The organism is Rhodococcus sp. NPDC057529 (assembly GCF_042802055.1).
Lineage (GTDB): Bacteria > Actinomycetota > Actinomycetes > Mycobacteriales > Mycobacteriaceae > Rhodococcus_F.
Genome location: NZ_JBHVEY010000002.1, coordinates 76,973 through 100,914, shown reverse-complemented (window position 1 = coordinate 100,914; position 23,942 = coordinate 76,973). Strand labels below are relative to the sequence as shown.

At 66.3% G+C, this 23,942-nt stretch carries 24 protein-coding genes; 7 read left to right on the top strand and 17 right to left on the bottom strand.

What is annotated here, in order from left to right; genetic code table 11:
• Window positions 1-30 precede the first annotated feature (30 nt).
• Complete coding sequence (locus tag ACFU5V_RS03655; RefSeq protein ID WP_378441105.1) at window positions 31-1,074, top strand: proline racemase family protein; 1,044 nt, start codon at window positions 31-33, stop codon at window positions 1,072-1,074.
• A gap of 30 nt (window positions 1,075-1,104) precedes the next feature.
• Window positions 1,105-1,284 carry a 4-oxalocrotonate tautomerase family protein gene (locus ACFU5V_RS03650; RefSeq protein ID WP_378441107.1) on the top strand — a complete coding sequence of 60 codons (180 nt, stop codon included), beginning with the start codon at window positions 1,105-1,107 and terminating at the stop codon, window positions 1,282-1,284.
• Window positions 1,285-1,389: 105 nt separating this feature from the next.
• Here ACFU5V_RS03650 and ACFU5V_RS03645 read toward each other — a convergent pair whose 3' ends face one another.
• From ACFU5V_RS03645 to ACFU5V_RS03635, 3 genes are read right to left on the bottom strand one after another with little or no spacing between them, the layout of a single operon-like run.
• Complete coding sequence (locus tag ACFU5V_RS03645) at window positions 1,390-2,544, bottom strand: alpha/beta hydrolase (protein WP_378696927.1); 1,155 nt, start codon at window positions 2,542-2,544, stop codon at window positions 1,390-1,392.
• 27 nt (window positions 2,545-2,571) lie between these two features.
• Entirely contained in the window at window positions 2,572-3,087 is a 516-nt protein-coding gene (locus ACFU5V_RS03640; protein WP_378696925.1) for a cyclophilin-like fold protein, read from the bottom strand.
• A 37-nt stretch (window positions 3,088-3,124) separates the two neighbouring features.
• Window positions 3,125-4,384: an MFS transporter gene (locus ACFU5V_RS03635; protein ID WP_378696923.1), complete on the bottom strand. Its 1,260-nt coding sequence runs from the start codon at window positions 4,382-4,384 to the stop codon at window positions 3,125-3,127.
• Window positions 4,385-4,550: 166 nt separating this feature from the next.
• Here ACFU5V_RS03635 and ACFU5V_RS03630 point away from each other — a divergent pair, with 166 nt between their 5' ends.
• Window positions 4,551-5,471, top strand: a complete 921-nt coding sequence (locus ACFU5V_RS03630) for a helix-turn-helix transcriptional regulator (protein WP_378696921.1) — start codon at window positions 4,551-4,553, stop codon at window positions 5,469-5,471.
• Window positions 5,472-6,045: 574 nt separating this feature from the next.
• Here ACFU5V_RS03630 and ACFU5V_RS03625 read toward each other — a convergent pair.
• The 4 genes from ACFU5V_RS03625 to ACFU5V_RS03610 all read right to left on the bottom strand — a co-directional run bounded on the left by ACFU5V_RS03625 (window position 6,046) and on the right by ACFU5V_RS03610 (window position 10,451).
• Entirely contained in the window at window positions 6,046-7,428 is a 1,383-nt protein-coding gene (locus ACFU5V_RS03625) for an MFS transporter (protein WP_378696919.1), read from the bottom strand.
• Window positions 7,429-7,847: 419 nt separating this feature from the next.
• Window positions 7,848-8,627, bottom strand: a complete 780-nt coding sequence (locus ACFU5V_RS03620; protein ID WP_378696918.1) for an enoyl-CoA hydratase-related protein — start codon at window positions 8,625-8,627, stop codon at window positions 7,848-7,850.
• Window positions 8,627-9,334, bottom strand: a complete 708-nt coding sequence (locus ACFU5V_RS03615) for a nitroreductase (RefSeq protein WP_378697563.1) — start codon at window positions 9,332-9,334, stop codon at window positions 8,627-8,629. The genes ACFU5V_RS03620 and ACFU5V_RS03615 overlap by 1 nt, the downstream gene beginning before the upstream one ends.
• Window positions 9,335-9,482: 148 nt before the next feature.
• Window positions 9,483-10,451 (bottom strand): NADPH:quinone oxidoreductase family protein, encoded by a 969-nt coding sequence (locus ACFU5V_RS03610; RefSeq protein ID WP_378696917.1) that lies wholly within the window; start codon window positions 10,449-10,451, stop codon window positions 9,483-9,485.
• Between the two features lie 139 nt (window positions 10,452-10,590).
• Between ACFU5V_RS03610 and ACFU5V_RS03605 the strand changes: the two genes are divergently transcribed.
• A complete protein-coding gene (locus ACFU5V_RS03605) occupies window positions 10,591-11,202 on the top strand; it encodes a TetR family transcriptional regulator (RefSeq protein WP_378696915.1) in 612 nt (203 codons plus the stop codon).
• Between the two features lie 464 nt (window positions 11,203-11,666).
• Here the strand turns inward: ACFU5V_RS03605 and ACFU5V_RS03600 are convergent, their stop codons facing one another.
• The gene (locus tag ACFU5V_RS03600; RefSeq protein WP_378431104.1) at window positions 11,667-12,014 is read right to left on the bottom strand and encodes a serine recombinase; all 348 of its coding nucleotides are present in this window, start codon (window positions 12,012-12,014) and stop codon (window positions 11,667-11,669) included.
• Between the two features lie 322 nt (window positions 12,015-12,336).
• Between ACFU5V_RS03600 and ACFU5V_RS03595 the strand changes: the two genes are divergently transcribed.
• Window positions 12,337-12,459: a hypothetical protein gene (locus ACFU5V_RS03595; RefSeq protein WP_378431105.1), complete on the top strand. Its 123-nt coding sequence runs from the start codon at window positions 12,337-12,339 to the stop codon at window positions 12,457-12,459.
• Between the two features lie 352 nt (window positions 12,460-12,811).
• Here the strand turns inward: ACFU5V_RS03595 and ACFU5V_RS03590 are convergent, their stop codons facing one another.
• Window positions 12,812-13,735 (bottom strand): LysR family transcriptional regulator, encoded by a 924-nt coding sequence (locus ACFU5V_RS03590; protein ID WP_378431106.1) that lies wholly within the window; start codon window positions 13,733-13,735, stop codon window positions 12,812-12,814.
• Between the two features lie 99 nt (window positions 13,736-13,834).
• On the opposite strand from ACFU5V_RS03590, the gene ACFU5V_RS03585 reads away from it, so the two are divergent.
• Complete coding sequence (locus ACFU5V_RS03585; protein ID WP_378696913.1) at window positions 13,835-15,073, top strand: DMT family transporter; 1,239 nt, start codon at window positions 13,835-13,837, stop codon at window positions 15,071-15,073.
• Between the two features lie 4 nt (window positions 15,074-15,077).
• Here ACFU5V_RS03585 and ACFU5V_RS03580 read toward each other — a convergent pair whose 3' ends face one another.
• From ACFU5V_RS03580 to ACFU5V_RS03545, 8 genes are all read right to left on the bottom strand, one after another.
• Entirely contained in the window at window positions 15,078-15,452 is a 375-nt protein-coding gene (locus ACFU5V_RS03580; RefSeq protein WP_378696911.1) for a hypothetical protein, read from the bottom strand.
• Window positions 15,453-15,758: 306 nt separating this feature from the next.
• The gene (locus ACFU5V_RS03575; RefSeq protein ID WP_378696909.1) at window positions 15,759-16,082 is read right to left on the bottom strand and encodes an antibiotic biosynthesis monooxygenase family protein; all 324 of its coding nucleotides are present in this window, start codon (window positions 16,080-16,082) and stop codon (window positions 15,759-15,761) included.
• Window positions 16,083-16,110: 28 nt separating this feature from the next.
• Entirely contained in the window at window positions 16,111-16,578 is a 468-nt protein-coding gene (locus ACFU5V_RS03570) for a cupin domain-containing protein (protein ID WP_378696907.1), read from the bottom strand.
• Window positions 16,579-16,610: 32 nt separating this feature from the next.
• Complete coding sequence (locus ACFU5V_RS03565; protein WP_378696905.1) at window positions 16,611-18,029, bottom strand: NAD-dependent succinate-semialdehyde dehydrogenase; 1,419 nt, start codon at window positions 18,027-18,029, stop codon at window positions 16,611-16,613.
• A gap of 41 nt (window positions 18,030-18,070) precedes the next feature.
• Window positions 18,071-19,144, bottom strand: coding sequence for an isocitrate/isopropylmalate dehydrogenase family protein (locus ACFU5V_RS03560; protein WP_378696903.1), 1,074 nt, complete (start codon window positions 19,142-19,144; stop codon window positions 18,071-18,073).
• A 42-nt stretch (window positions 19,145-19,186) separates the two neighbouring features.
• Window positions 19,187-20,545, bottom strand: coding sequence for a 2-hydroxycarboxylate transporter family protein (locus tag ACFU5V_RS03555; protein ID WP_378696901.1), 1,359 nt, complete (start codon window positions 20,543-20,545; stop codon window positions 19,187-19,189).
• Between the two features lie 52 nt (window positions 20,546-20,597).
• Window positions 20,598-21,467, bottom strand: coding sequence for an amidohydrolase family protein (locus ACFU5V_RS03550; RefSeq protein ID WP_378696899.1), 870 nt, complete (start codon window positions 21,465-21,467; stop codon window positions 20,598-20,600).
• Window positions 21,468-21,647: 180 nt separating this feature from the next.
• Window positions 21,648-22,520 (bottom strand): GntR family transcriptional regulator, encoded by an 873-nt coding sequence (locus ACFU5V_RS03545; RefSeq protein WP_378431128.1) that lies wholly within the window; start codon window positions 22,518-22,520, stop codon window positions 21,648-21,650.
• A gap of 239 nt (window positions 22,521-22,759) precedes the next feature.
• Between ACFU5V_RS03545 and ACFU5V_RS03540 the strand changes: the two genes are divergently transcribed.
• Window positions 22,760-23,941, top strand: coding sequence for an ABC transporter substrate-binding protein (locus ACFU5V_RS03540; RefSeq protein ID WP_378696896.1), 1,182 nt, complete (start codon window positions 22,760-22,762; stop codon window positions 23,939-23,941).
• Window position 23,942 lies beyond the last annotated feature (1 nt).

The window sequence follows — 23,942 nt, the reverse complement described above, 5'->3', positions numbered from 1 at the left end:
ACGCTCGGCGAAAAAGAAAGTCGAAATTCAATGCGATTCAGCAAGGTTTTCAACGTCGTCGGATGTCATGTCGGCGGAGAGGTTGGCAACGTCGTCGTGGGCGGTGTCGGCGACGTACCCGGCGACACCATGTTCCAGAAGCGGCTCTACCTCGAGAACAAGCGAGACGACATCCGGCAGCTGCTCCTCAAAGAGCCGCGTGGCTCCATGATCCGCTCCCTCAACGTCGTACTGCCGCCGACGCACCCCGACGCCGCCATGGGCTACGTCATCATGGAATCCGAGGAATATCCCGCGATGTCCGGCGGCAACACCATCTGTGTCGCAACAGTTCTCCTCGAGACCGGGATGGTCCCGATGCAGGAACCGGTCACCGAACTCACCCTCGAATCACCCGCCGGCCTGATCAAACTGCACTGCGAGTGCCGGGACGGCAAAGTGCTCAGCGTCCGCTTCGTCAACCAGCCCGCCTTCGTCTATCACTTGGACGCACCCGTCGAGGTCGAAGGCATCGGGACTGTGACCCTCGACGTCGCGTGGGGTGGGATGGCCTTCGCCATCATCGACGCCGCCGGCCTCGGATTCGAGCTCGTCCCCGACGAGGCCCGCGACCTGTGCGTGGTGGGCGAAAAGATCAAGACCGCCGCCGCCGAACAGCTGAAGGCCATCCACCCGGAGAACCCCCAGTTCGCCGGAATCACCATCACCGAGTTCACCAACCCCCTGCGGCGAGAGAACGACACCCTCGTCGCCAAGAACGCGGTCGTCGTCTCCCCCGGCCGCATCGACCGGTGCCCGTGCGGCACCGGCACCTCGGCCAGGCTCGCGGTGATGCACGCCCGCAACCAGATCAAGCCGGGCGAGAAGTTCATCCACGAATCGCTCATCGACAGCCGGTTCGAGAGCACCATCGAATCGCTCACCCGCGTCGGTGACTACGACGCCGTCGTGCCGAGCGTTGCCGGCCAGGCATGGATCACCGATATGTCCCAGGTCGGAATCGATCCGACCGACCCATTCCCCCTCGGATACACGCTCTCGGACAGCTGGATGCGTTCCGGCGCCACCCGCTGACTCGATCCCCACCACGCAGAAGGACCACGCATGCCGCTCATCCAGATCACCCAGCCACCCGGTTTCGACACCGAACAGAAGCGCGCCACCATCGAAGCGATCACCCGCGCCTACGTCGACGCCACCGGTAAGCCCTCGTCATCGGTATGGGTCACCATCACCGAAGTCCCCCGCGAATCCTGGGGCGTCGCAGGAACACCCCTCGGCTAGCCGAGGATAGCTCGTCACCCGGCCACGACTCGGTCCCGGTGCACCCGTGGTGCACCGGGACCGAGCGCCGGCATCTCCGTGGGTCCTCGGAGGTACGAGCACTCGTTAGGTGAGGTTCTGGGTGTAGAACTCGGTCAGCTTGTCGAACGGGATCATCTCGACCCGGTCGTAGAGATCGACGTGGCCGGCGCCGGGAACGATCACCAGTTCCTTGCGGTCGCCGGCGAGGCGGTAGGCCTCTTCGGTGAACTCGCGGGAATGCGCGTTTTCGCCGGCGATGAACAGCATCGGGCGAGGTGAGATGGTCTCGATGTCGTTGAAAGGGTAGAAGTTCATGAACTTGACGTTGCTCGACAGGGTCGGCTGGGTGGTGGTGTCGGGGCTGCTCCCGCGCGCGGTGCGGTAGAAGTCGTAGAACTCGCGCGCGATCGGGCCGGACTGATCGGTCAGCTGTTCGGGCGTGCCGCCGGTGTATTCGGTGGGACCACCGGCGAATTCGACATCTCGCTGCGCGGCGGCTTGAGCCAGGGCGGCTTGGCGCTGTTCGGGGGTGACCGAGTGGCCCAGCCCGTTGCGGGTGGCACCGCCCATGTCGTACATGCTGACGGTGGCGACGGCCTTGATGCGGGGGTCGATCTTGGCGGCGCTGATGACGAAGCTGCCGCTGCCGCAGATGCCGAGCGCGCCGATGCGTTCGGTGTCGACGAAGGACTGGGTGCGCAGGAAGTCCACGCCGGCGCTGAAGTCCTCGGTGTAGATGTCGGGGGCGACGGCGTTGCGGGGCTCGCCGGCGCTCTCGCCCCAGAACGACAGGTCCAGCGACAGGGTGACGAAACCCTGCTCGGCCATCTTGGTGGCGTAGAGGTTGGCGCTCTGTTCCTTGACCGCGCCCATCGGGTGCCCGACCACCATGGCTGCGGTCTTGGTGTTGCGGTCGAGGTTCTTGGGGACGAACAGATTGCCGGAGACGTCCATCCGGTACTGGTTCTTGAACGTCACCTTCTCCACGGTGACCTGGTCGCTGGTGTAGAAATTGTCGGCGCCGTGGGACAGATCACCGGAGGCCAGGTTCGCGACCGGCGAGGCCGGAGCCGCGGAGGAGGTGGGCGCGTCGGTGGCCGAGCAGGCCGAGGCGGCCAGGACTGCGAGCGTGGCAATACCGGCGCCGACCATCTTCGTCGAGCGCCGAGGGCCCCGCCGTGTGGGACGGGTCGCGTCGGTCGGCACATCGCCGGGGGCATTCGTTACTACTCCACGCATGGTGGTCCTCTTCTGTCGGTGGGGTGGTCAGGCTGCGGTGATGGTGAGGGTGTCGTTGCCGTCGTCTGTGATGGCGTCGAGTCCGGTGTCGATCTCGCCGATCATCACGATCCCGGGATCGGGAATCGTGAAACCGTCCTCGCGGTAGTAGATGGCCAGGTCACTGCTGGGCGCCCAGTAGCCGAGTTGTCCTGCGCGGTAGCTGCTCTGGCCCTGACCGTCGGCGAGCTCGCGAGGCAGCGGCCCGGCCTTCTCGCGACCGCCGAGGTCGTGCAGGGTGATCGTGACCGGCAGCAGGGAGGCGAAGTCTCGTGCCGTGGCGTTGTCGTAGAGTCGTGCGGTCGCCTCCGACGCGCCGATCCTGAGCCGAATCTGCATGAACGGTTCTTTCTGTCCAGGTTGCGCCCTCGCAGGTTGCGTGGCGGATGATGCGGACATCGGACTGTTCGTGGCCGGGTCCGATGTGCTCGCGCAGGCGCACAGCCCGGCGACGGCGGTGACGGCCGTTGTGAGGACGACCAGCCCGGTGATGATGGGGCGCATGCTGTTTCTCCTGTCGATACCGGTGTTCAGCCGCGCTTCAGCTCACCGATGTGGCGACCGGCGGCGTCTCGTCGGTGGGTCGGGGCGGCGGATCGGCGGCACAAGGACGCGACGCCCGGGTGCTCACCAACAGTGCGATCGGAATCAGCGCGGTGGCGGTGATCGCGGCACCGAGGGCCGCCGGTCCAACCACCCCCAGTGACGTCGACAAGGTGGTGGCGGCCAACGCCGATCCGGCGGCGGTGCCGAGGTTGAAGGCCGAGGTCGCCAGCGACGACGCCAGCCGCGAGCCATGTCCGGCGAATCGCATGGTCTGGGCGATCAGCACCGGGTTCGCCCCGAGCCCGGAGGCGCCCAGGAGCACGACCAGACCCACCACGATCGCCGAGTGGCTCGCGGTCGCCGCCAGAACGAGCAGCAGAATCGAGGTCAGTGCTACCGTCGCGGCGATGGTCGCCAGCGGTCGCCGGTCGCCGATCCGACCACCCAGCGCGGTCCCCACCACGGCGCCGACACCGAAGCCGACGAGCACCAGCGGCACCAGCGCGGCGGAGATACCGGCACGGTCGGTCAGCAGCGGACTGATGAAGCTGTAGGCGCCGAGGAACCCGGCCTGAGCCAGCATGATCGCACCCAGCACCGCCCACACCCGCCACGGCCGCACCGCCGAGATCTCCGAGCGCGCCGACACACTCACCGTGTCCCTGCGCACGGTGGCCGGAGCGAACCGGAGAACGGCGACGAGCGCGGGGACGGCCAGCACCGCCAGCATCCAGAACGGGCCACGCCAGCCGGTGAACCGGCCGGCGAAGGTACCCAACGGCACACCGGCGATCACGGCCAGGCTCAATCCGCCCGACATCACCGCCAATGCTCGTGCGCTCGCCCCGGGACCGGCGACGGCGGCCGCGACGACGGCGCCGGTGGCCCAGAACGTGCCCGTCGCCAGCGCGGTGAGTACGCGGGAGGCGGTGACAACGGTGAACGAATCACTGACCGCCGCCACCACGTGCCCGGCGGAGAACACCGCCAGCGCCCCGACCAGTGTGGCTCGGGCGGGCAACCGCAGCGTGGCCAGCGCCATCACCGGTGGGCCGATGATCATGCCGACCGCGAACGCGGTGACCAGCAGCCCGGCCTGGGCGATGTCGACGCCGAGGTCGGCGGCAACGTCGGGCAACAGTCCGGCGACCATGAACTCGGTCGTGCCCATCAGGAAGATCCCGGCCGCCAGCACATACACCAGCACCGGCAGGCCAGTGCTCGGGCTCGGTCGGACAGGCGTTCGCGTGGTCATCGCACCTCGTCGATGTCGAAGGATCTCGGTCGAGCGCCTCTGCGCTCGCAACATCCATGCAACGCGGTCAGCGGCCCGGGTGGGAGGCGAAGATCAGGGGGGTGCCGGCAGCACCCCCCTCACGGCACCTGGCACCGGGCTTCGCGCAGGTCGTAGCCTCGGGGGTATGGAGTCCACCAACCGAGTCGCCGAGATCGGCAACTTCCTGGCGTCGCGGCGGGCCAAGATCACCCCCGACCAGGTCGGGCTGCCGGTCTACGACGCCGCCAAACGACGCGTCCCCGGGCTACGCCGCCAAGAGGTCGCCACCCTGGCCGGGCTCTCGGTCGACTACTACACCCAAATCGAACGCGGCAAGGTCAACGGCATCTCCGAATCGGTCCTCGACGCCATCGCGCGTGCCCTCGAACTCGACGAGGCCGAACGCTCCCACCTGTTCGACCTGCACCGCAGCGCCCTCACCAGCCCGCAACGAGTCCGCTCACGCCGCACCACCAAGGCAGTGCGGCCGATGGTGCAGCGACTCCTCGACGGATACACCGGGCCCGCATTCGTGCGCAACGCCCGCCACGACCTCGTCGCCGCGAACCGGCTGGCCTACGCCTTCTATTCGCCCCTCTATCCGGACCAACTGCACCCCGACCCCAGCAGGGCGGTCAATTTCGTCCGGTTCTGCTTCCTCGACCCCCGTGCCCGCGAGTTCTACCCCGACTGGGACCAGATGGCCGACGGCGCCGTCAACCTGTTGCGCACCGACGCCGGCCGCGACCCCTACGACCGCGGCATCTCCGACCTCGTCGGTGAATTATCCACCCGCAGCGACGAATTCCGTGTCCGCTGGGCCAAGCACAATGTGCGCCTGCACTACACCGGCACCAAGACTTTCCACCACCCCGTCGTCGGTGACATCACCATCGACTACGAAACAATGCCACTACCTGCCGACCCCGGCCTGGTCCTGACCCTCTACAACGCCGAACCCGGCAGCCCGTCCGCCGACGCCATGACCCTGCTCGCCAGCTGGGCCGCCACCAACCTCGCCGCCACCGCATCAGGCGAGCAGCCGACACACACGACCGGCGAGTAGCGGTTCGACGAATCCGCCTTGTCGACGTGACGCATGTGGTGCCGATCGCGATCATCGGCGTCGGCCTCGGGCGCGGCGCAGTAACAGCGAGACGGACTGGGGACGGCCGTGGGAGTTAGCAGTGCCGCGTGTTCAACGGGGGTGAGGGCGCGCTTCGATGGTGTCCTCGTGTCCCAGCACACCAGAACTGCTGTCGCGTAGGCGATTTCTTTCCCCGTGCCGGCTGATGATGCATTCTTGGGTGGTGATGCTCGTCGTTCCGGCATTCACGACGGTGGAGAGGCTATGAATGTTGTGATCGATCAACTGGCTCGCCATCGCAACTTACGTGTCGAGGCTCGAGGACTCGAGCGGCATCGACGTGACTTGCCCCCGATCGTCGCGCCATCGGGAGAATTGCGGTGTTGCCACACCCACTCGCCCGAGAGGTCTTTCCGTGTGCTGACAGTGGGCGCATGTCAGTTCATGACGTGCTCGGTGCGTGTGCGTCAGTCTCGATAGGCGCACGAGACAGCACATCTCGGTGTCGGTTGACCCGAGGGCAACCGACACCGGCGTGTGCATCAGCTCTGGCTCAGCGCTGGTTGCTCCGGGCCTCGGAGCGGCGTTTCGCGTCGCGGCGAATCAATCCGAACAGGCAGATGAGGGCGATCACGGCGAGAACCACGATCATCAGTCCGACTCGCCAGATGTTGTCCACTCGACCGTTGACCAGGGCGACCATCGCCATGGGCGACATGCCGCCGAGGATCGCCGCAGTCTGATATCCCAGCGACGCCCCGGAGTAGCGGGTTTCCGGGGGAAACAGCTCGGCGAACAGTGCAGCCTGCGGCCCGGTCTGGATCGACATTATGGCGCAGGACACGACCACCGCGATGCCGAGGCGGGCGGGGGTCTCGGGGGTGGCCGAGCCGATCAGAGTCCACATCGGAACGGCCCAGATACCCATTCCGGCAATTCCGATGCCGTAGATGAGTTTGCGGCCGAATCGATCCGACAGGTATGCGGTCGTCGGCACGATGGGAATCATCACCAGGGCTGCGAGGAGGATCCACAGCAGTACGTCCGAACGGGCCATTCCCAGCGTGGTGGTGGCGACCTGCACGCTTCCGGTCATCGTGATGTAGAACATCGCGATACCGACGAGGTAGGTGCCACCGGCCATCAGCAGTGTGCCGCCATTGTGGCGAATGACTTCCAGGATCGGCGACCGTCGCTTGGCGGTCGCGGTCGTCAGTTTGGCCTGCGCTTGCTGGAAGTCCGGCGTCTCCTCGAGGTATCGGTGAATTGCGAACCCGACGGCCAGCATCAGCAGGCTGCCCCAGAATGGCACGCGCCATCCCCACGCCATGAACGCATCCGGTGCGAGCGCCCATGTCATGGCCAGAAAGACTCCGTTGCCCAGGACCATCCCGATCGGAATGCCGAGCTGCGCGAAACTGCCGAAGAATCCGCGACGATGAGGCGGGGCGTACTCGGTGACGATGAGCACGGCGCCGCCCCACTGTCCGCCGACGGCGAGACCCTGCAGCAGGCGCAGGCAGATCAGCATTGTCGGCGCCAGCCACACGATGGAGGTGTTGGGTACGAATCCCACCAGGGTGGTCGAGAGCCCCATCAGCAGGATAGACAGGACCAGGATCGGTTTCCTGCCGTACTTGTCACCGAAGTGACCTGCGACGATTCCACCGATCGGTCGTGCGACGAAACCGAGTGCGACGGTGGCGAAGGAGTTCATCGCCGCGACTACTTCGCTGTCGGTGGCGAAGAACGTCTTGTTGAACACGAGCGCCGCTGCGGTCGCGTAGATATAGAAGTCGTACCACTCGAGCGACGTCGACAGCGTCGCTGCGAACGCTGCCTTCCTGACGGCACGGGGCCCGCCGGGAACCGACGGCGTACTGCCGGCCTCGGGAGAGAGCGCGGGCGCATCTCCCGCTGTGACCTTCACGTTCATGCCTTTACCTCCGTAGCGAACAACTGAGTCACAGTTTCCTGTGCCGATACCCCCACGGGATTGCCCGGACCTCAATGCCCGAGCAGATCGTTACGGGGGGGTGGATACCCATCAGGGTGTGCAGCCCTGCAGGTTGGTAAGCGACTTTGGCCCGAGACGCATCGGGCACCAAGAGTGACCCATGCCACATCTGGCGTGACCTACGTTACAGCCCGAAGGTCGGCGCGTCAATACTAAATCAGTTGTCCCCCAGCCCCTTTGATGGCATTGCGCCGCACACAGCACGGCATTCGATGTGGACGCAGGTAGACGCAGTGTCGGCGACCGAATCGAACGCATCGGCGATGCGGATTTCGATTTCAACGTATTCCCCTGTCCGGTTCGACATCTCGAGATACAGGCGTGATCATGTGTAGCGCTCAGCTGCCCTGCCATCGGGCACGGCGTTTCTCGCGAAACGCGAGGAGACCTTCGTGAAAGTCGTTGGAATTACGCACTGTTTCCTCCGCTTCCAAGGTGTGAGCCCAACCTCGATCGTCGTCGCGACGCACGACGGCATCGACCGCGCGCAGGGTGGCCTGGACTGCTGCCGGGGCGTTGGCGGCGATCCGTTCGGCGGTAGCTGTCGCGGACTGCTCCGCGGTCCCGTCGTCGACGATGTCGTTGACGAATCCGCAGCTGTGGGCCCTGTCCGCGGTAAGCGGCCGGCCGGTGAGGAGCATCTGTTTCGCGATGTTCAGCGGCAGGTGTTGATGGGCGCGGAAGAGGGCGCCGGCGTTGGCGACCACGCCGTGGGTCACCTCGGGCAGGCCGAACCGTGCCGAGCGACCGGCAACGATGATGTCCGCGGCGAGTGCCAGTTCGAGGCCACCGCCGTAGGCAAATCCTTCGACGGCCGCGACGAGAGGTGTGGTTCGAAATCGGCCGACGACGCCATATCTGCCTCCCCGAGGGGTGCGCTCTCCGGGTCCGTCGATCAGGTCCGTCCCGGCGCAGAAGTTTTGCCGGCCACCGCTGAGGACGCCGCACCAGATTTCCGGGTTGTCGTCCAACTCGTTGAATGCGGCATCGAGCGCCGCGGTCATGGCGGCGTCGATGGCGTTGCGTTTGGAAGGGCGATGGAGGCGGATGAGCAGCACTCGACCGCACCGCTCGGTGATCACTCGCGCGGAATCAGCCCCGTCAACGTGTTCGGACATCAGTTGTCGATCCAGTCGACGACGTCGTCGATGGGAGCGCGGGTGGTCCGGTAGCTATTCGAGAGGTGCTCGACGCGGGGAAATCCGAAGGAGATTCCGCACACGATGGTGCGGTCCTGATCGAGGCCGAGCTCACGCCGCAGCACGCTCGGGTACATCGCGAGCGCCGCCTGGGCCACGGTCCCGACCCCGTGCGCGGCGGCGGCGGTGAGGAAGTTGGCCACGTAGCCGCCGCAGTCCACGGCGCCGTAAGGCCCCAGCGCCTCGTCGGAGTGGATGATCGCGACGTGGGGCGCTCCGAAGAACTTGAAGTTTTCCAGCACCTGCTCGTGCTGGCGCGCGCGGTCCCCACGTTCGATTCCCAGGGCGTTGTAGAGCTGGAAGCCGCTTTCACGACGGCGATCGAGGTGAACGCCGCGGTATTCGCGGGGGAAAGGGATGTCGGTCTCCTCGGTGACGCCGGCCGAGGCTGTCGTGTACAGCGCATCGCGGAGCCGTTCGGTCCCTGCACCACGGGTAATGGCCACCTGCCACGACTGGCTGTTGCACCACGATGCCGTCAGCTGGGCGGTCTGCAATATCCGCCGAATGGTGTCCTCGGGTACCGGCTCGGGCGTGAATGCGCGGTAACTGGCCCTGGCCGCGAGAAGGTGTTCGAGCGTGTTTGCCGCATCGGCCGGAAGCTGTGCAGATCGCCGTTCCGCCATGATGTCTCGGGTTTCGGTGCTGACCACGGGAGGCCTTTCTGTTGGGGCCGTGTCGACGACACGGGCGTCCGGGTTGTTCGGTGACAGAGGTCAGGTGGCACCGCAGAGGCGGCACACGCACGGCTCGCGACGCGGCGCCACCAGACGATCAGCGCAGACTCAGCGAGATCTTGCCCGTCGCTGCACGCTCACTGAGCGACTGCAGGGCAGCGGCGGCGTTGTCCAGCGCGTAGAGCGTGGGCTCGGGGACCGTGAGGGCACCGGAGGTCAGGAGCGGCGACAACTCATCCCACTGCCGGGCGAGATATTCGGGATCTTCGCGAATGAATTCGCCCCACCCGACGCCGACCACGGAGATGTTCGCGAGCAGGAGCCTGTTCACCTTGACCGTGGGAATGCTTCCCCCGGTGAAGCCGAGAACGAGGGCACGGCCACCCACAGCCAGGCTACGAAGGCTGTCGGTGAACCGATCCCCACCGACCGGATCGACGACGATGTCCACCCCCCTGCCGCCGGTCAGCTCGAGCACACGATCCTTGAACCCGTCGACCAGAACGGTGTGTGTGGCACCGTTGCCTTTGGCGACAGCTGCCTTCTCTTCACTGCTGACGACGGCGATCGAATCGAGTCCCAAAGCGGCCGTGAGGTGGAGTGCGGCAGTGCCCACTCCGCCGGCCGCCCCGTGCACGAGGACGATCTCACCTCGACGGGCACGGGCGCGTTCGACCAGCGCGAAGTGGACCGTCAGGTGGTTCATGACGAACCCCGACGCCGCGGTGAGCGACACCGTGTCCGGCAGGGGAAACGCATAGCCGACCGGCACCGCCACCGTCTGCTGCCATGAACCCGACAGCGCGAGCACCGCGACACGCTGCCCCTCCGTCAGACCACTGCCGCGCGGGGCGGACCGAACGATGCCGGCGCCCTCGACCCCGAGCACGCAGGGCAGCGCCTGGACCATCTGATAGCTGCCCGTCGTCTGCAACAGGTCGGGGAATGAGACTCCGGCCGCATGCAGGTCCACCACGACCAGATCGCCGACCGGATCTGGATCCGGCAGCTCTGTCACACGAAGTCCGGACGGTCCGATTGATTCGACCAGCTGCACTGCTTTCATTCACTTCTCCGAGTCGAAAGTAGGGGTGGGACAACCAGGCGAGTGACCGCGCGGACATCGACCGTTGGCCACTAAATGCCTTCCTGGCACTCAGTGGCAGGTTAGCACCAAGTGGCATTGAGTGGCTAGGATGCAATGCATGAGTCCCAGTGCTTCCGAGCCGTTACAGCAGCGCATGAAGGACCGCATGCGGTCGGAGGTCGCCGAGACCACGATCGGACTGTTCCTCGACAAGGGCTTCGACGAGACCACCGTCGACGAGATTTGCGATGCCGCCGGGATCTCCCGCAGGACCTTCTTCCGCTACTTCCGCAGCAAGGAGGATGTCGTCGTATCACGGCTGAGCAAGCTCGCCGAGGAGGGTTGCCACTGCTTCGTCGCCTGTCCCATCGATGAAAACCGGTGGACAGCGCTGCGACTGAGCATGACCCCGTTCGAAGAGTGGGCACACGCCAACCCGGCCCGAGCCCTCGCGCTCTACCACCTGGTCGAAGAAGCCCCCTCGCTGCGCGCGAGCTACCTCGACCGCGTCGACCGTTGGCGTGCAAGCCTCGCCACAGTCATCAGCACCAAGTTCGACCTGGATCCCCGAACCGACCTCGATGTCGCCGTCATCGCCGCGGCGAGCGTGGGAGCATATCTGGCCGCGACCCGGGCGTGGGCCCAGTCAGCCGGAACCGACTCCCTGCCAAGCCTGTTCGATCGAGCCTTCAACGCACTTCGACCGGAGGCCCCACCACTCTGGGGCTGATCTTCACGCACACCATCCCAACCAGAGCAGCCGCACGCCGCACTCCCCTCTCGGCAGAGATGGCGCGTGCAGCACAACGGCTTGAAGACAGTGATAGAGCTAGCCCAGGAGCCGGTTGAAGACGTTACGCAGTGCGGCGGCGTGCGGTCGTCGCGATCGCGGCCAAGACCCTGGCGCCGGTCGCCTCACCCAGGCCCGGAAAGCTGGTGATGATTCGGTTGGTGTGACTACTGCCGGCGAATGCCGATCGCGGTACCGGGCCACCGCCATCGGGTTGATGGCATAGGCGTGTCTCCCCGTACCACGCAGCGCCGCGACGAGCAGGCCCCGCGAGGGTCCCGACGGCGGTGCAGAACCAACGGTTCTGAGGTCGACCCGTGATCAGGTACTCATCGTCGAGTGACAAGTGACCAGTCGAGCCGTTCTCTCATTCACTTCACTGCCGCCGCCGTCGTCGCCGATGACTACCCAGGCGAGGCCGTCAGACGCTGGTGCGACTTCGCTGGATGAGCGTCGACCCTGGACCTCAGTGGTTTGCCGGCCTTGGCCACCCGACGTCCCGCAACCGTCAGCATCGGTCGTGGAATCCCGATCCCCATTACCGGCACCCCGGTGAGGTAGTTCTCCTTGAACAGAAACATCGAGGCGTCGGCCACTTCGTCGTGGGTGAGCGCCGAGGCCACCCACCCGACCTCCGCTCCGATGGCATCCGCGTCCAGAATCGGGCTGCGATAGCCCTCCGTCGTCTTCGCGAGAAGCCAACGCAGAACAGCGTCACGAACCGCCCACTGACGATCGGTGGCTGCACTCACATTTCAGTCCTCCAGATAGATGCCATTAACGCTGCCCTGCACCATAGCCATCGGCAGGAAATAAGCAAGCTCCGTGAAATTTACTGCGCGCCTTGCACCTCGGAAGCTCTGACCGTCATTGCAGGACGACCGGGTGCACGGTGCCGAGACGCACAGCGTCTCCGATCGGAGGTACAACCCGGTGACGTTGTTCCAAACCGGCCCCGTCCTCACGACCCGCCCGTACATGAGTCGCATCGTATCGGCCGCTGAACTGGACTTATTTCTTTTGTTGGGTATGGTCGAGGTCAGTTCGCGGTTGCCGATTCGGAAAGGACCGACAATGGCTGACAAGTCCGCCGTCAAGAGTTCGAAACAGTCTGCACGTGCTCTCAAGGAGCGCCGGGCGGAGAAGCGGGAGAAGGCCCTCGATTCGGCCCAATTCATCCGAAAGCGCAAGAGCTGACGGATAACTGACAACAACTGTTTCAGTTCGCCCTGTGTGTGACCACCTGATCGGGGGGCCAACTTCCGGCCTCTGGCATCTCGTCCCGGCCTCTCCCGGCCGGGACGATATGTTTCCCAAAGAAGTCCGGCTGAGCGAGACAAGGGCGACTCACCCAACATCCGGCGAGATCACTGTTTCCTGTGCCGGGCCCGCCGCATCGATCGGCAAGTCCGTCGGCCTTTGAGGTCGGTCGGGTGCAGCCACCAGGACGCCACACCCCACGGGTCGTCCTTCGCGCCGAGGACCCGGTTGATCTCGGCGACGATCGGGCGGACCTGCCGACGTTGACTGTTCCTCTCTCACAAGCAAACTACGATTCGATACCGCTGCCGGCGTTCAGAGTGGACGTGGCCTCGCGCAGCAACCCGGTGACTGCTGCCACCAAATTGTCGGCGATCTTCCCTCGGGGGTAACTCCGGAGAACGATCCGGCGGGTACCGAGCCCGGGCACGTCGATGACATCGACTCCCTCGCGCAGCATCCCCCGCAGCGCGAGCGATGGCAGCACCGTCATCCCCTCCCCGGCGGCCACCAGCGCCAGCGCGGTCTGCGTGCCGAAGTAGCGGTGCACAATCTGTTTGTTGCTCCCGGAGATCCGTCGCAGTCTCCGTGCGGGGTACGCTGTTGCCGCTTCGGGCTCACCAAGCCACGGCAGCGGGGTGTGTTCGAGGTCGGTGATGTCGGTGATCAGCGTCCCCGCCGGAACGACCAGTTTCCAGGGCTCATCGAGAAGGGGAACCTCGGCGATCCCGGCCGGTGGGGCGGTCTCGGCTGCTCCGGCGTCGAGTTCCACTATCGCGGCATCGAACTCGCCCTCCTTGAGTGAACGCAGATGCGGGTCCAGTTCGGTCTCCACCAGTTCGAACACCACCCCGGGCAGAGCGCGGCGCCACTGCGGGAGAGCGGGGGCGATCACGACCGACAGGAAGCTCTGAAAGCCCGCGATGCGCATCCTCCCGTGCAACTCCGCCGGGCCCTGCTGCAGCCGGGACCGTACCCCCGCCAGGGTTCGCTCGACCTCTTGCCCGGCTTCGGCGAGCAACGTTCCCTCCGCGGTCAACACCGAGCCCTGCGAGGTGCGCGTCATCAACACCTGCCCGGTTTCGCGTTCGAGCCGCGCGATCTGCTGCGACACCGCCGAGGGGGTCATATGCAGCTGATCCGCAGCCGCCAAGATCCCACCCGCCCGCGCCACAGCCAACAGGTAACGCAACCGTCGCGGATCGATCTCCATTCACAAATACTAAACCCCGGGTACAGATTCTTTCACTTGTCCTGAACACCTGAGTCGCCTCATACTTCGGTACGAACATCATGAGAGGGGGAGGAACCCGTGGCCCTGCAATCCCGTACACGACGAACCGATCGGCGCGCGGAGACGACGGTGCGGGCGAAGACTGCGCTTCGTCACCACCCCGCCGCGTTCTGGCTCTTCGGACTCGCCTCGGCGATCGCGTACGGGCTCACGCCGACGGCCGCCGCGATCGGCTACGCGGGCGGCGTCTCCCCCGCCGTCCTGGTCTGCCTCCGCAGTCTCGTCGGTGCCGTTCTACTGCTCGGGTTCGCTTGGGCGACCGGACGACTGCGCCGGGTGCCGCTGCGCCCGGCACTCGGACTGTCGCTGGTGTGCGGTCCGCTCTTCGGTCTGCAGTTGCTGTGCTTCTTCGCCGCCGTGCGCATCACCGGCGCACAGGTCGCCGTCGTCCTCGTCCACGTCTACCCGCTGGTCGTTCTCATGCTGCTGTGGCTCGGCGTCGGCAGCCGAGTCCACCGCGGCCAGCTGCTGCTCGCCGTCCTGATGACCGGCGGGATCGCGCTGGTGGCCGGCAGCGGCGCCACCGCCGTCGCACCGCTCGGAGCCGTGTCCGCGTTGCTCTGCGCGGTCGGGTACGCCCTCTATCTCGTCGTAGGGGAACGCTGGGTGCGGCAGACCAGCGCCCTCACCGCAGGCGGTCTCGCGGCCCTCGGCGCCGGTGTCACCAGCGGCGGCATCGCCCTGATCGGACGCGACAGCTGGTCGTTCGCCCCCACCGGGTGGGCCTCGATTCTGGTCCAGGGACTGGTGCTCATGCCGGTCGGAATCGCCGGTTCGTTCCTCGCGGTACGCGCTCTGGGGTCGGGCCCGGTGAGCCTGCTCGGCCTCCTCGAGCCGGTGGTCGGGGTCCTTGCCGCGCAGCTGTTCCTGGGAGAAAACCTGTCCGCGCCGCAATGGGCGGGCATGACCGTCGTGCTCGTCACCTCGGCGACGCTGCCCTGGGCCGGTGCCCGCCGCCCGGCACGGACCACCCCGGCGACAACTCCGGATTCAGGAGCGCGCTCGGCACCAAACCCGGAACCGGCGCAGGAGCAACGCTGCGCCACCGGCGCCGACGCCCGGACACACCCCCGTACCGCTGGACGCCGAAGCCGAAGCGCCGGCCGGGGTTCCGGCGCCGCCGCACGCACCTGCACCGGGCCCGGCACAACACCGACTACACCGGGAACCGGGGACGCGAGCGGCACTTCCGACGCCACCCGCCGCCTCACCGGAACCGGTAGCTTGCCCGACCGCCGGTCGCCGGCACCCCAATAGTTCCTTATCCGACGAAATCGACCGCAGACCCCGCTCGACGTCGCCGGTCAACGCCACGCACACCGGCTCCGAGTTCGTGGGTACGCGGCCAGAACGGTCCCGGGTGGGTCCGCTCGACGAGGTCGCGCATCTCCGGCACATTGTCCGCGCCGAGTTCGATCACACCCGACTCTGCCGGACAACCCTCGGCGCGCGCATTGTCCGGCCAGATCGTCTGACGGCCGTCCAGGACGAACACCGGTTCCCAGTCCGGTGGCGGCGTCGCAGCGCAGCTGAACAAATCGGCGAGCTCGCCCGGGCCCAGTAACCGAGCCAGGTCGGCCCACACCTGCGGTTCGCACTGGCGTACATCGTCGCATCCCACGGAAAGGGCAGGCAAAGTCAGGTCTTTCGATCGGGACTGTTAGGAGTCACGATCCATATGCCCGCACATCCGGACCGTCACCGATCCCGACATCGACGACGTGCACCGGCGCGTCCTAGTCACCAATGAGGTCGCGAAGATCGTTCCGGCCGCGGGCGCTCACCGCGGACCCGCCGAATCGCTACGGAAATGCGAACTGTTGGTGGAGGGAACCGCGCTGCCTGTGCGCCGGCCGACCGCTTCGGTGACGCCGATCGACACGTAAAGCCGTTCGCCATCCCGGTGAGCGGGCGTGGCGAACGGCTTGTGTGACACTGCCGGTCAGGCGGCGGGTTCGGTGGTGGTCTGGAATCCGACGGCCAACGCGTGGGTGTGTTCGACGACCGGCGGTTCCGCGAAGTGTTCGCCGACCAGACCGCGCCACTTCTGGAAGTCCTCGGATTCGCGGAAGCGGACGGTGTGGTCTTCGATGGTGTTCCACTCGACGATCAATCGATAGCGTTGGGGAAGCTCGACGGAGTGTTGCACCTGCATGCTGCGGCATCCGTGGGCGCGGTGGAACAGTGGGACTGCCTCGGCGAGTGCCGATTCGAATGCTTCGTTGTGGCCGTCGAGGATCTCGAGCTGGGCGATCTCCCAGACCATGGTGCCTCCTTTCCAGGGGTTGGGGCGGTCAAGCGATGTTGGTGCCGTGTTCCTCGTCGATGCGTGTGGTCACGCCGGTGGCGAGGATGGTGCGGTTCGCGTCGATGGACGCGTAGGTCCAGAAGATGTGCAGTTCGTCCGTCTCGGAGGTGTTGTGGAAGAAGTGCGGGATGCCGGCGGGGATGAAGGAGTTGTCGCCGACGGTGACCGGGTATTCGACACCGTCGATGTGTGCGACGGCGGAGCCCTTGATGATGAGCACGCTTTCGTCGCAGTTGTGGATGTGTTCGGGGATGGCGGCGCCGGGGCCGAACATGGTGATGCCGTTGAGGAAGTCTTTCGCGCCGACCTGCTGGGAGACCAGCGGGATGGTGCGAGCGCCGCCGCCGCGCTGGCGCGGGGTGATCTCGGAGGCGCGCAGCACCACGGCGGGTCGGCCGTCGTCGCCGGCCGAGGCGGTCACGTGGTGTCCGGGAGTGATGGCGGTGTTGGTCATGGAAGTGATCCTTCGTGTCGTGCGGGAGGTGATTACTCGGAGACGGGTGCCTGAGAACCGGGTTCCTTCATCGCCCACCAGGTGCGGACGTTGACGAATTCGCGGATGCCGGCGGAGGCGAGTTCGCGGCCGTAGCCGGAACGTTTGCTCCCCCCGAATGGCATCCGGGCGTCGGAGGCGACCACGGAGTTGATGAAGCAGGCTCCGGATTCGATGCGTTTGCCGACCGCGACGGCAGCGTCGAGGTCGGTGCCCCAGACGCTGGCGCCGAGCCCGAATCGGGTGTCGTTGGCGACGGCGACGGCCTCGTCCGGTCCGTCGACGGTGATGACGGTGGCGACGGGTCCGAACGTTTCCTCCTCGTAGACCGACATTCCCTTGTGGACGTCGGCGAGCACGGTGGGGGCGTAGAAGAATCCCGCGGTGTCGTCGAGGGGATGACCGCCGTGCAGCAGCGTGGCACCCTGCTGCACCGCCGCCTGCACCTGCCGATCGATGCCGTCCATCAGATCCTTCCGGGCCATCGGTCCGACGTCGGTGCCGTCGGCCTCGGGATCACCGACCTGCAGCCGACCGACGTTCTCGAGAAGCAGCCGCGTGAATTCTTCGGCGACGGAGGCGTCGACGATGAACCGCTTGGGAGAGATGCAGCTCTGCCCGTTGTTGAGGAAACGTCCCCGCGCGGCGAGGGCGGCGACCTTGGGAAGGTCGGCGTCGGCGAGGACGACGAACGGGTCGGAGCCGCCGAGTTCGAGGACGGACTTCTTGATCTCCCGGCCGGCGATGGAGCCGACGGCGCTGCCGGCACGTTCACTGCCGGTGATCGTCACCGCACCGATTCGCGGGTCGGCGATGAGGCGTTCGGTGGTGGCCGGCACATCCGGTTCGGCGACGAGCAGCGCGGTGAACAGTCCCTCGGGCAGGCCGGCGGCGAGCAGAATCTTCTCGCTTTCGATTGCCGATCCGGTGGTGTTCGGGGAGTGCTTGAGCAGGGCGGCGTTTCCGGCCATCAGCGCGGGCGCGGCGAAGCGGAACACCTGCCAGAGCGGGAAGTTCCACGGCATGATCGCCAGCACGATCCCGACGGGCTCGTAGGAAACCCAGCTGTCGTCGGCCGAGGTGGCGTAGGTTTCGTCGGCCAAGAACGCTGCCGCGTTGTCGGCGTAGTATTCGAGCCCGACCGCGCACTTTTCGACCTCGGCGCGGGACTCGACGAGCGGTTTGCCCATCTCCCGGGTCACCAGCAGCGCCAGGGAGTCCTGGCGGTTGCGCAGTTCGGCGGCGGCCGATCGCAGGATCTGTCCGCGGGCGGCGAAGTCGAGCTGCGCCCACTTCTCCTGCGCGGCAGCGGCGGTGTCGAGAACCTCGTCGATCTTGCTGTCCGACATGGTCGGATACGTCTCGAGGGGTTCGCCGGTGGCGGGGTTGACGGTGGTGATCGATGCAGTCATGGGGTCCTCTTGCGGGTGTCCGCGGAAAGTGGGGGCTGGGGTCAGCGGAGTTCGTTCATCGCGGACAGGACCGCGGCGGTGAACTCGTCGGTGCCGAGGGAGCCGCCGATGTCGCGGGTGCGGGTGTCGGGGTTGTCGAGCACACGGTCGATCGCGCGCATGACGAGCTGTCCGCCTTCGATCAGGGCGGGGTCGTTCTTGCGCTGTCCGATCCAGTCGAGCAGCATCGCGGCGGAGATGATCAGCGACGTCGGGTTGGCGACGCCCTGACCGGCGATGTCGGGGGCGGACCCGTGCTGGGCCTGGGCGACGCAGATGTCGTTGCCGGCGTTGATCGCACCGCCGAGGCCGAGGCTGCCGGTCAGTTCGGAGGCTTCGTCGCTGAGGATGTCGCCGAACATGTTGGTGGTGACGATGACGTCGAACCGGGAGGGCTTGCGGATGAGCAGGGCGGCGGTGGCGTCGACGATCAGTTCCTCGAGTTCGATCTCGGGGTATTCGGCGGCGACCTTGCGGACCTCACGCAGGAACAGCCCGTCCGAGAGTTTGACGACGTTCGCCTTGTGGACGGCGGTGACCTTCTTCCGGCGGCCCTTCGCGAGTTCGAACGCGGCGCGGGCAACCCGCTCGCAGGCGGCGGCCGTGATCTTGCGGATCGACAGGGCGATGCTCTCGTCGGGCATGAATTCGCCTGTGCCGGCGAACATGTTGCGGTCGGAGTAGAAGCCCTCGGTGTTCTCCCGGACAATGACCAGGTCCATCTGCTCGCGCAGGATGCTCAGCCCCTCGCGGGAGCGGCACGGGCGGACGTTGGCGAACAGTTCGAACTTGGTGCGCAGCTCGGCGGACGGGTTGATGCCGCCTTCCGACCGCGGCGGGTAGTCGTAGTGCGAGACCGGCCCGAGGACGACGCCGTCGACCTCCGGGATGCGGGCCATGGTGGCGTCGGTGAGGGTGGTGCCCTTCTCCGCCAGGCTCTTCAGTCCGATGTCGTGGATCTCGAATTCCAGATCCAGGCCGAGGGCGCGGTCGGCGGCCTCGAGGACCTGCAGGGTGCGGGGGGTGATTTCGGGGCCGATGCCGTCGCCGGGCAGAACGAGGATCTTGGTGCTCATGGGAATGTCCTTTTTCGGTGGGAGTGGTGGAGAGGGTGTTACTTACATGCCCCACACGGCGGCGAGGGCGAGGATTCCGGCGACGGTGATACCGCCGCCGATGCGAGTGGCGATCTGCGCGAACGGCATCAGCCGCATGCGATCGCTGGCGGTCAGGATGGCGATGTCACCGGCGCCGCCCATACCGGAGTGGGTGGAGGTGATGATGGCGCCCTCGACCGGGTGGATGCGCACGAGCTTGGAGGTGAAGAATCCGGTGACGACCAGGGCGGTGACCGTGGCGACGATGGTGATCAGGTTGCGGGGCGCGAAACCTTCGATCAGCTTCTCCCACGGCGTGAGGACGAGTCCGAAGGCGAAGAGCATCGGGAACGCCATGGCGGTGAGGAAGAAGGTGTAGACGATCTTCGAGCCGGCTTGGATGCGCGGGGTGACGCCGTGGGCGAGCTTGAGCAGGACCGCGAGGAAGAGCATCGTCACCGGGCCCGGCAGACCGAGCACCTCGTGTGCCATCTGCCCGGCCAGGTACAGGGTGACGGCCACGATCATGGCGGCGGCGATGTTCTGGACGCTGAACAGGTTGGACTGGTCCTTGGTGTCCTCGGCCTCGAGGAGGTCGTCGTTGACGCCGGGCTGCAGGCGGCCGAAACCGGTCAGGTGCGGGCGCTTCTTGCCGAGGTAGCTGAGTAGACCGGACAGGATGATGGCGGTGAGGTTGCCGACGAGGATGGCGGGCATGACCTTCGCCAGCAGTTCGCCCTGCTCGCCGAAGCCGACCTGGGCGTAGCCGAGGGTCAGCGGGACCGCACCCTCACCGACGCCGCCGGCCATGATGGGGGCCACGATGAAGTAGAGGGTGTCCCGGAAACCGATCCCGACGAGGGAACCGACTGCGGTGCCGACGATTCCGGCGACGACCGACCCCGCCGCGAGTGGGACGAAGATCTTCACGAAGCCCTTGATCAGGACCGTGCGGTCCATGCTCAGGATGCTGCCGACGATCACCCCGGCGATGAACAGGTACAGGATGTTCGTGGATTTGAAGAAGTCGCTGACGATGTCGACGTTGGACGCCGGGATCCAGCCCTTGTAGTTCAGGTAGGACGGCACGAACGTGACCACGACCGCGGCACCGCCGATGTTGCGGATCACCGGGGCGCGTTTGCCGATCTCGCCGAGGGTGAACGCGAAGACGGCCATCACGGCGATCACCATCGTGATGTCGCTCTTGACGACGTCCATCGCGGTGAACCCGATCAGCAACCCGACCAGCAGGATGTAGATCGGAATAGGGATGATCCCGATGTCGCGGTCCATCAGGGCCCACCAGCGGGCGCGCCAGGGATGCCCGGACAGTTCCTGCGGGTCGGCGCCGCGGGGCGCCTTCGTGTGTGTTGCCATGGTCGGTCCTTTGACGGGGCAGTGACGCCCGTGATTTCAGGGGAAGGTGAGGTCAGAAGCCGAACAGAGCGGCCGGGTTGTCGACGAGAATGCGGTGGGCGTTCTCGTCGGATCCGGCGGCGCGGCGGATCGCGGCCAGCACGGATACATCGTCGACGTCGAAGAACGGGTCGATCGCGTCCTGCGTCCGGGTGATTTCCTTGGGGAGGCGACCGGTGTGCGGCCAGTCCGAGGCCCACAGCAGGCGATCGACATTCGCCCGGACGAGGCGGCGGGACAGGGCTTCCACATCACCCGAGGCGGGTCGGTTCGGCAGCCGGTACGGCGCGGACATCTTCAACCAGACGTGCCCTGCGCGGAGAATCTCGGTCAGTTCGGAGAGCCCGGGCGCGGCATTTCCGGCGGCGGGGTCGACACCGGCGTAATGGTCGAGAACCACCGGCACCGGCGAGGATTCGATGATGCCGCGGTGAGCGAGGACGAACGGCATGCCCGCGTAGATCTCGACGGCCAGCCCGAACGGGGCTGCCCGGTCGATGCACGCGGCGAGGGCACTGCCGTCGTCACCGTGGACGGCGACGTTCACGCGCAGGCCGCGCACGCCGTGGTCTCGCAGAGATCCGAGTTCGGCATCGGATGTGCGAGCGGTGTCGATGACCGCGATACCGCGGGCGACGCCCGGGCCCAGCTTGCCGAGGCCGTCGACGAGCGCCGAGTTGTCGGTGCCGTAGACGCTCGGCTGCACGAGCACCACACGCCCGACCCCGGTCTTCTGCATGAAGGTCTCGAGGTCGGTGACCGTCGCCGGCGCCGGTGTGTACGTCCGGTCGTCCGCATACGGGAAACGCTCGGGATCGAGTACGTGGACGTGGGAGTCGCAGATCGTGGGCGCATCGGCGGGGATGTTCGTGCTGCCTGACATTGCTGGTCCTCTTCGGTGAGTCGCGACACCAGAACTCTTCGGTGTGCTCCACCACACTAAGCCCTCTGCTGGTTTTTTACAACCACTTAATACCAACAACTTCGGGCGCGACCCGCCGCAAGCGTCTGACATGCAGAAATACGCGAAAGGACTGAGCGACCACAGCCCCGAGAAGAGCGGTCAGTGCGCGGTCTTCTCCACGCTGACGGTGGCGAGGTGGCGGTACATGAGCGAGCTCGCGCGGGCGTTGTCGCCGTCGAGCAGGAGGTTGGCGATCTGCACGTGCTCCCGACAGCGGATGATGGCCTTCTCGCGCTGCAGCGACTTCCGGTATTCGATGAGCCGGCGCGTCTTGTCGATGCGTTGCAGCGCGTCCACGAAGTAGGCGTTGTGGCTGCAGCCGATGATGACCTCGTGGTGATGGGAGTTCAGGTCGAACAGTTCGGCGTTCGAGACCGTCCAGATATCGCCGTCGACGAGCCGTTGCTGGGCGTCGCGAGACGCCTCGAGCGCGGCCCGGTCGAGTTCGAAGGTGGTTTCCAGGATGGCGGCCGGCTCGATGACCAGCCTGAAGTGGTAGCTGTCCTCGTACATCTTCAGCGAGGTCAGCATCGGCAGGAACTCCCAGCCGTAGCCGGGGAGGCGGTCGATCCACCCCTCCTTGGTCATCCGGCGCAGCAGTTCGGCCAGTTCGGAGCGGGTGAGGTCGTAGCGGCGGGCGAGTTCGTTCTCGGTGATCTTGTCGGGCAGCTCATTGTTGAGCCGGTCCTCGGCGACCCGCAGGTAGACCTCCTCGCGGTGGCCTGAATCGGCGACGGCCGGAGCCGACAGCGCATCACCGGACTTGAGGACGACGAATCCGCCTCGTTCGGCCGGCCCGACCACCCCGTCCTGCTCGAGAAGTCGCAGCGCACCCCGGATCGGAGACCGCGAGACGCGCAGGTCGTCGGCCAGCCGGCGTTCGACCAATCGGGTTCCGGGTTCGTGCCCGTTCGCCCGGATGTACTCGACGATCTGCACGGCGATCTGGTTCACCAAGGGTGTTGCGGTCATCGTCACGTCCTGCCGCCTCTCGGAGTCGGTCAATTTTATCCACGAAAGAGGCACACCCCGGCAAACCTTGGTGCACCCCCAACCCTGTTGGTATTAAGGCATTGCGAAAAACCTTACCTGGCGCTAGTGTTCCACCTCACACCCGCCGCTCCCCACCACACGGCGGGCGGATCGAACTACCGGTATCGGCGCTCTCCGCCGTCGGCGGAGACGATGACCCCATCCGAGGAGACCATCACATGACACACGAGCAGGGTGACCTGCGGCGCAGCGCACCGTGGACCTCGCGGAGGCGGGTGCGCCGCGGACTCGGTGCCTTCGCCGCTGCGGCGGTGACCGCGGGCGCACTCACCGCGTGCGGGGTGGGCCGGGACTACAGCGACTACCAGGTGGCGCTGCCGGACTACTACCCGAGCGACTACGCATCGTCCGTCGTCGAGGCCTCCAAAAACGAAGGCGGTGCTCTCACGATCTACTCGAGCACCGACCAGCAGAGTTGGGCGCCGATCTTCAAGGCATTCCAGAAGAAGTACCCGTGGGTGGACCGCATCAACGCCACCAACCTCGACAGCGACGAAGTCTTCCAGCGGGTGCTCAGCGAGCAGGCGATCGGGCAGACGTCGGCCGACGTCATCGTCACCGGGGCCGCCGACGCGTGGGCGGACTTCGTCGAACGCCCCGGAACGGTGGCCCCGTACCAGTCGCCGGAGAAGGAACATCTGCCCGACTTCGCCGAGGCCCTGCCCTCGGTGTATTCGCTGTCGGTGGACCCGATCTCGATGATCTACAACACCGCGCTACTCGACGAGCAGGACCGGCCGACCGGAATTGCCGATCTCGCCGAGAAGGTGACGGCGAACCCGGATCGATTCGACGGTGCCGTCACCGTCCGAAACCCGAAGGGCGCCTTCGGATTCACCGTGACCCGGGCGTTCGTCGAGAACGATCCGGCGGCCTGGGACGCCCTCGCTCAGATCCTGCCCTACAGCAAGAACGAGACCTCCACCGGATCGCAGGTGGAAAAGGTCACCGCCGGTGAGTATTCCGTCGGGTTCTTCATGGGATCGCCGGCCCTGACCGCGGAGCAGCGCACCGGCGGATTGATCAAGGCAGTCTTCCCCGAGGACGGCACACCGCTGCTGCGCCGCGGAATGTCGATGTTGCAGGGTGCCCCGCACCCGGCGACGGCAAAGCTGTTCACCGACTTCGTGTTGTCCGCGGACGGGCAGGCCGCCGTCGCCGAGGGCGGACTGACCGCCTACCGCGACGGAGTGGAGCGCGTCGACGGCGGTGTGCCCACGTACCGCGACGTCATCGCCTCGGTGGGCGAGAAGAACACGATCCTCATCCCGTACACCAAAGCATCCGACGAGGAAATCCAACAGTTCTCGGACCGTTGGTCTTCGTTGCAAGCCGGCTGAG

Excerpts from the sequence above, each read along its gene's own strand:
- ACFU5V_RS03645 (WP_378696927.1), bottom strand. The coding sequence starts at position 2,544 with ATGCGTGGAGTAGTAACGAATGCCCCCGGCGATGTGCCGACCGACGCG.
- ACFU5V_RS03610 (WP_378696917.1), bottom strand. The coding sequence starts at position 10,451 with ATGAAAGCAGTGCAGCTGGTCGAATCAATCGGACCGTCCGGACTTCGT.
- ACFU5V_RS03550 (WP_378696899.1), bottom strand. The coding sequence starts at position 21,467 with ATGTCAGGCAGCACGAACATCCCCGCCGATGCGCCCACGATCTGCGAC.
- ACFU5V_RS03640 (WP_378696925.1), bottom strand. The coding sequence starts at position 3,087 with ATGCGCCCCATCATCACCGGGCTGGTCGTCCTCACAACGGCCGTCACC.
- ACFU5V_RS03655 (WP_378441105.1), top strand. The coding sequence starts at position 31 with ATGCGATTCAGCAAGGTTTTCAACGTCGTCGGATGTCATGTCGGCGGA.
- ACFU5V_RS03650 (WP_378441107.1), top strand. The coding sequence starts at position 1,105 with ATGCCGCTCATCCAGATCACCCAGCCACCCGGTTTCGACACCGAACAG.
- ACFU5V_RS03540 (WP_378696896.1), top strand. The coding sequence starts at position 22,760 with ATGACACACGAGCAGGGTGACCTGCGGCGCAGCGCACCGTGGACCTCG.
- ACFU5V_RS03590 (WP_378431106.1), bottom strand. The coding sequence starts at position 13,735 with ATGGAGATCGATCCGCGACGGTTGCGTTACCTGTTGGCTGTGGCGCGG.
- ACFU5V_RS03615 (WP_378697563.1), bottom strand. The coding sequence starts at position 9,334 with ATGGCGGAACGGCGATCTGCACAGCTTCCGGCCGATGCGGCAAACACG.
- ACFU5V_RS03570 (WP_378696907.1), bottom strand. The coding sequence starts at position 16,578 with ATGACCAACACCGCCATCACTCCCGGACACCACGTGACCGCCTCGGCC.
- ACFU5V_RS03545 (WP_378431128.1), bottom strand. The coding sequence starts at position 22,520 with ATGACCGCAACACCCTTGGTGAACCAGATCGCCGTGCAGATCGTCGAG.
- ACFU5V_RS03560 (WP_378696903.1), bottom strand. The coding sequence starts at position 19,144 with ATGAGCACCAAGATCCTCGTTCTGCCCGGCGACGGCATCGGCCCCGAA.
- ACFU5V_RS03635 (WP_378696923.1), bottom strand. The coding sequence starts at position 4,384 with ATGACCACGCGAACGCCTGTCCGACCGAGCCCGAGCACTGGCCTGCCG.
- ACFU5V_RS03595 (WP_378431105.1), top strand. The coding sequence starts at position 12,337 with ATGGCTGACAAGTCCGCCGTCAAGAGTTCGAAACAGTCTGCACGTGCT.
- ACFU5V_RS03630 (WP_378696921.1), top strand. The coding sequence starts at position 4,551 with ATGGAGTCCACCAACCGAGTCGCCGAGATCGGCAACTTCCTGGCGTCG.
- ACFU5V_RS03605 (WP_378696915.1), top strand. The coding sequence starts at position 10,591 with ATGAGTCCCAGTGCTTCCGAGCCGTTACAGCAGCGCATGAAGGACCGC.
- ACFU5V_RS03565 (WP_378696905.1), bottom strand. The coding sequence starts at position 18,029 with ATGACTGCATCGATCACCACCGTCAACCCCGCCACCGGCGAACCCCTC.
- ACFU5V_RS03575 (WP_378696909.1), bottom strand. The coding sequence starts at position 16,082 with ATGGTCTGGGAGATCGCCCAGCTCGAGATCCTCGACGGCCACAACGAA.
- ACFU5V_RS03555 (WP_378696901.1), bottom strand. The coding sequence starts at position 20,545 with ATGGCAACACACACGAAGGCGCCCCGCGGCGCCGACCCGCAGGAACTG.
- ACFU5V_RS03620 (WP_378696918.1), bottom strand. The coding sequence starts at position 8,627 with ATGTCCGAACACGTTGACGGGGCTGATTCCGCGCGAGTGATCACCGAG.
- ACFU5V_RS03625 (WP_378696919.1), bottom strand. The coding sequence starts at position 7,428 with ATGAACGTGAAGGTCACAGCGGGAGATGCGCCCGCGCTCTCTCCCGAG.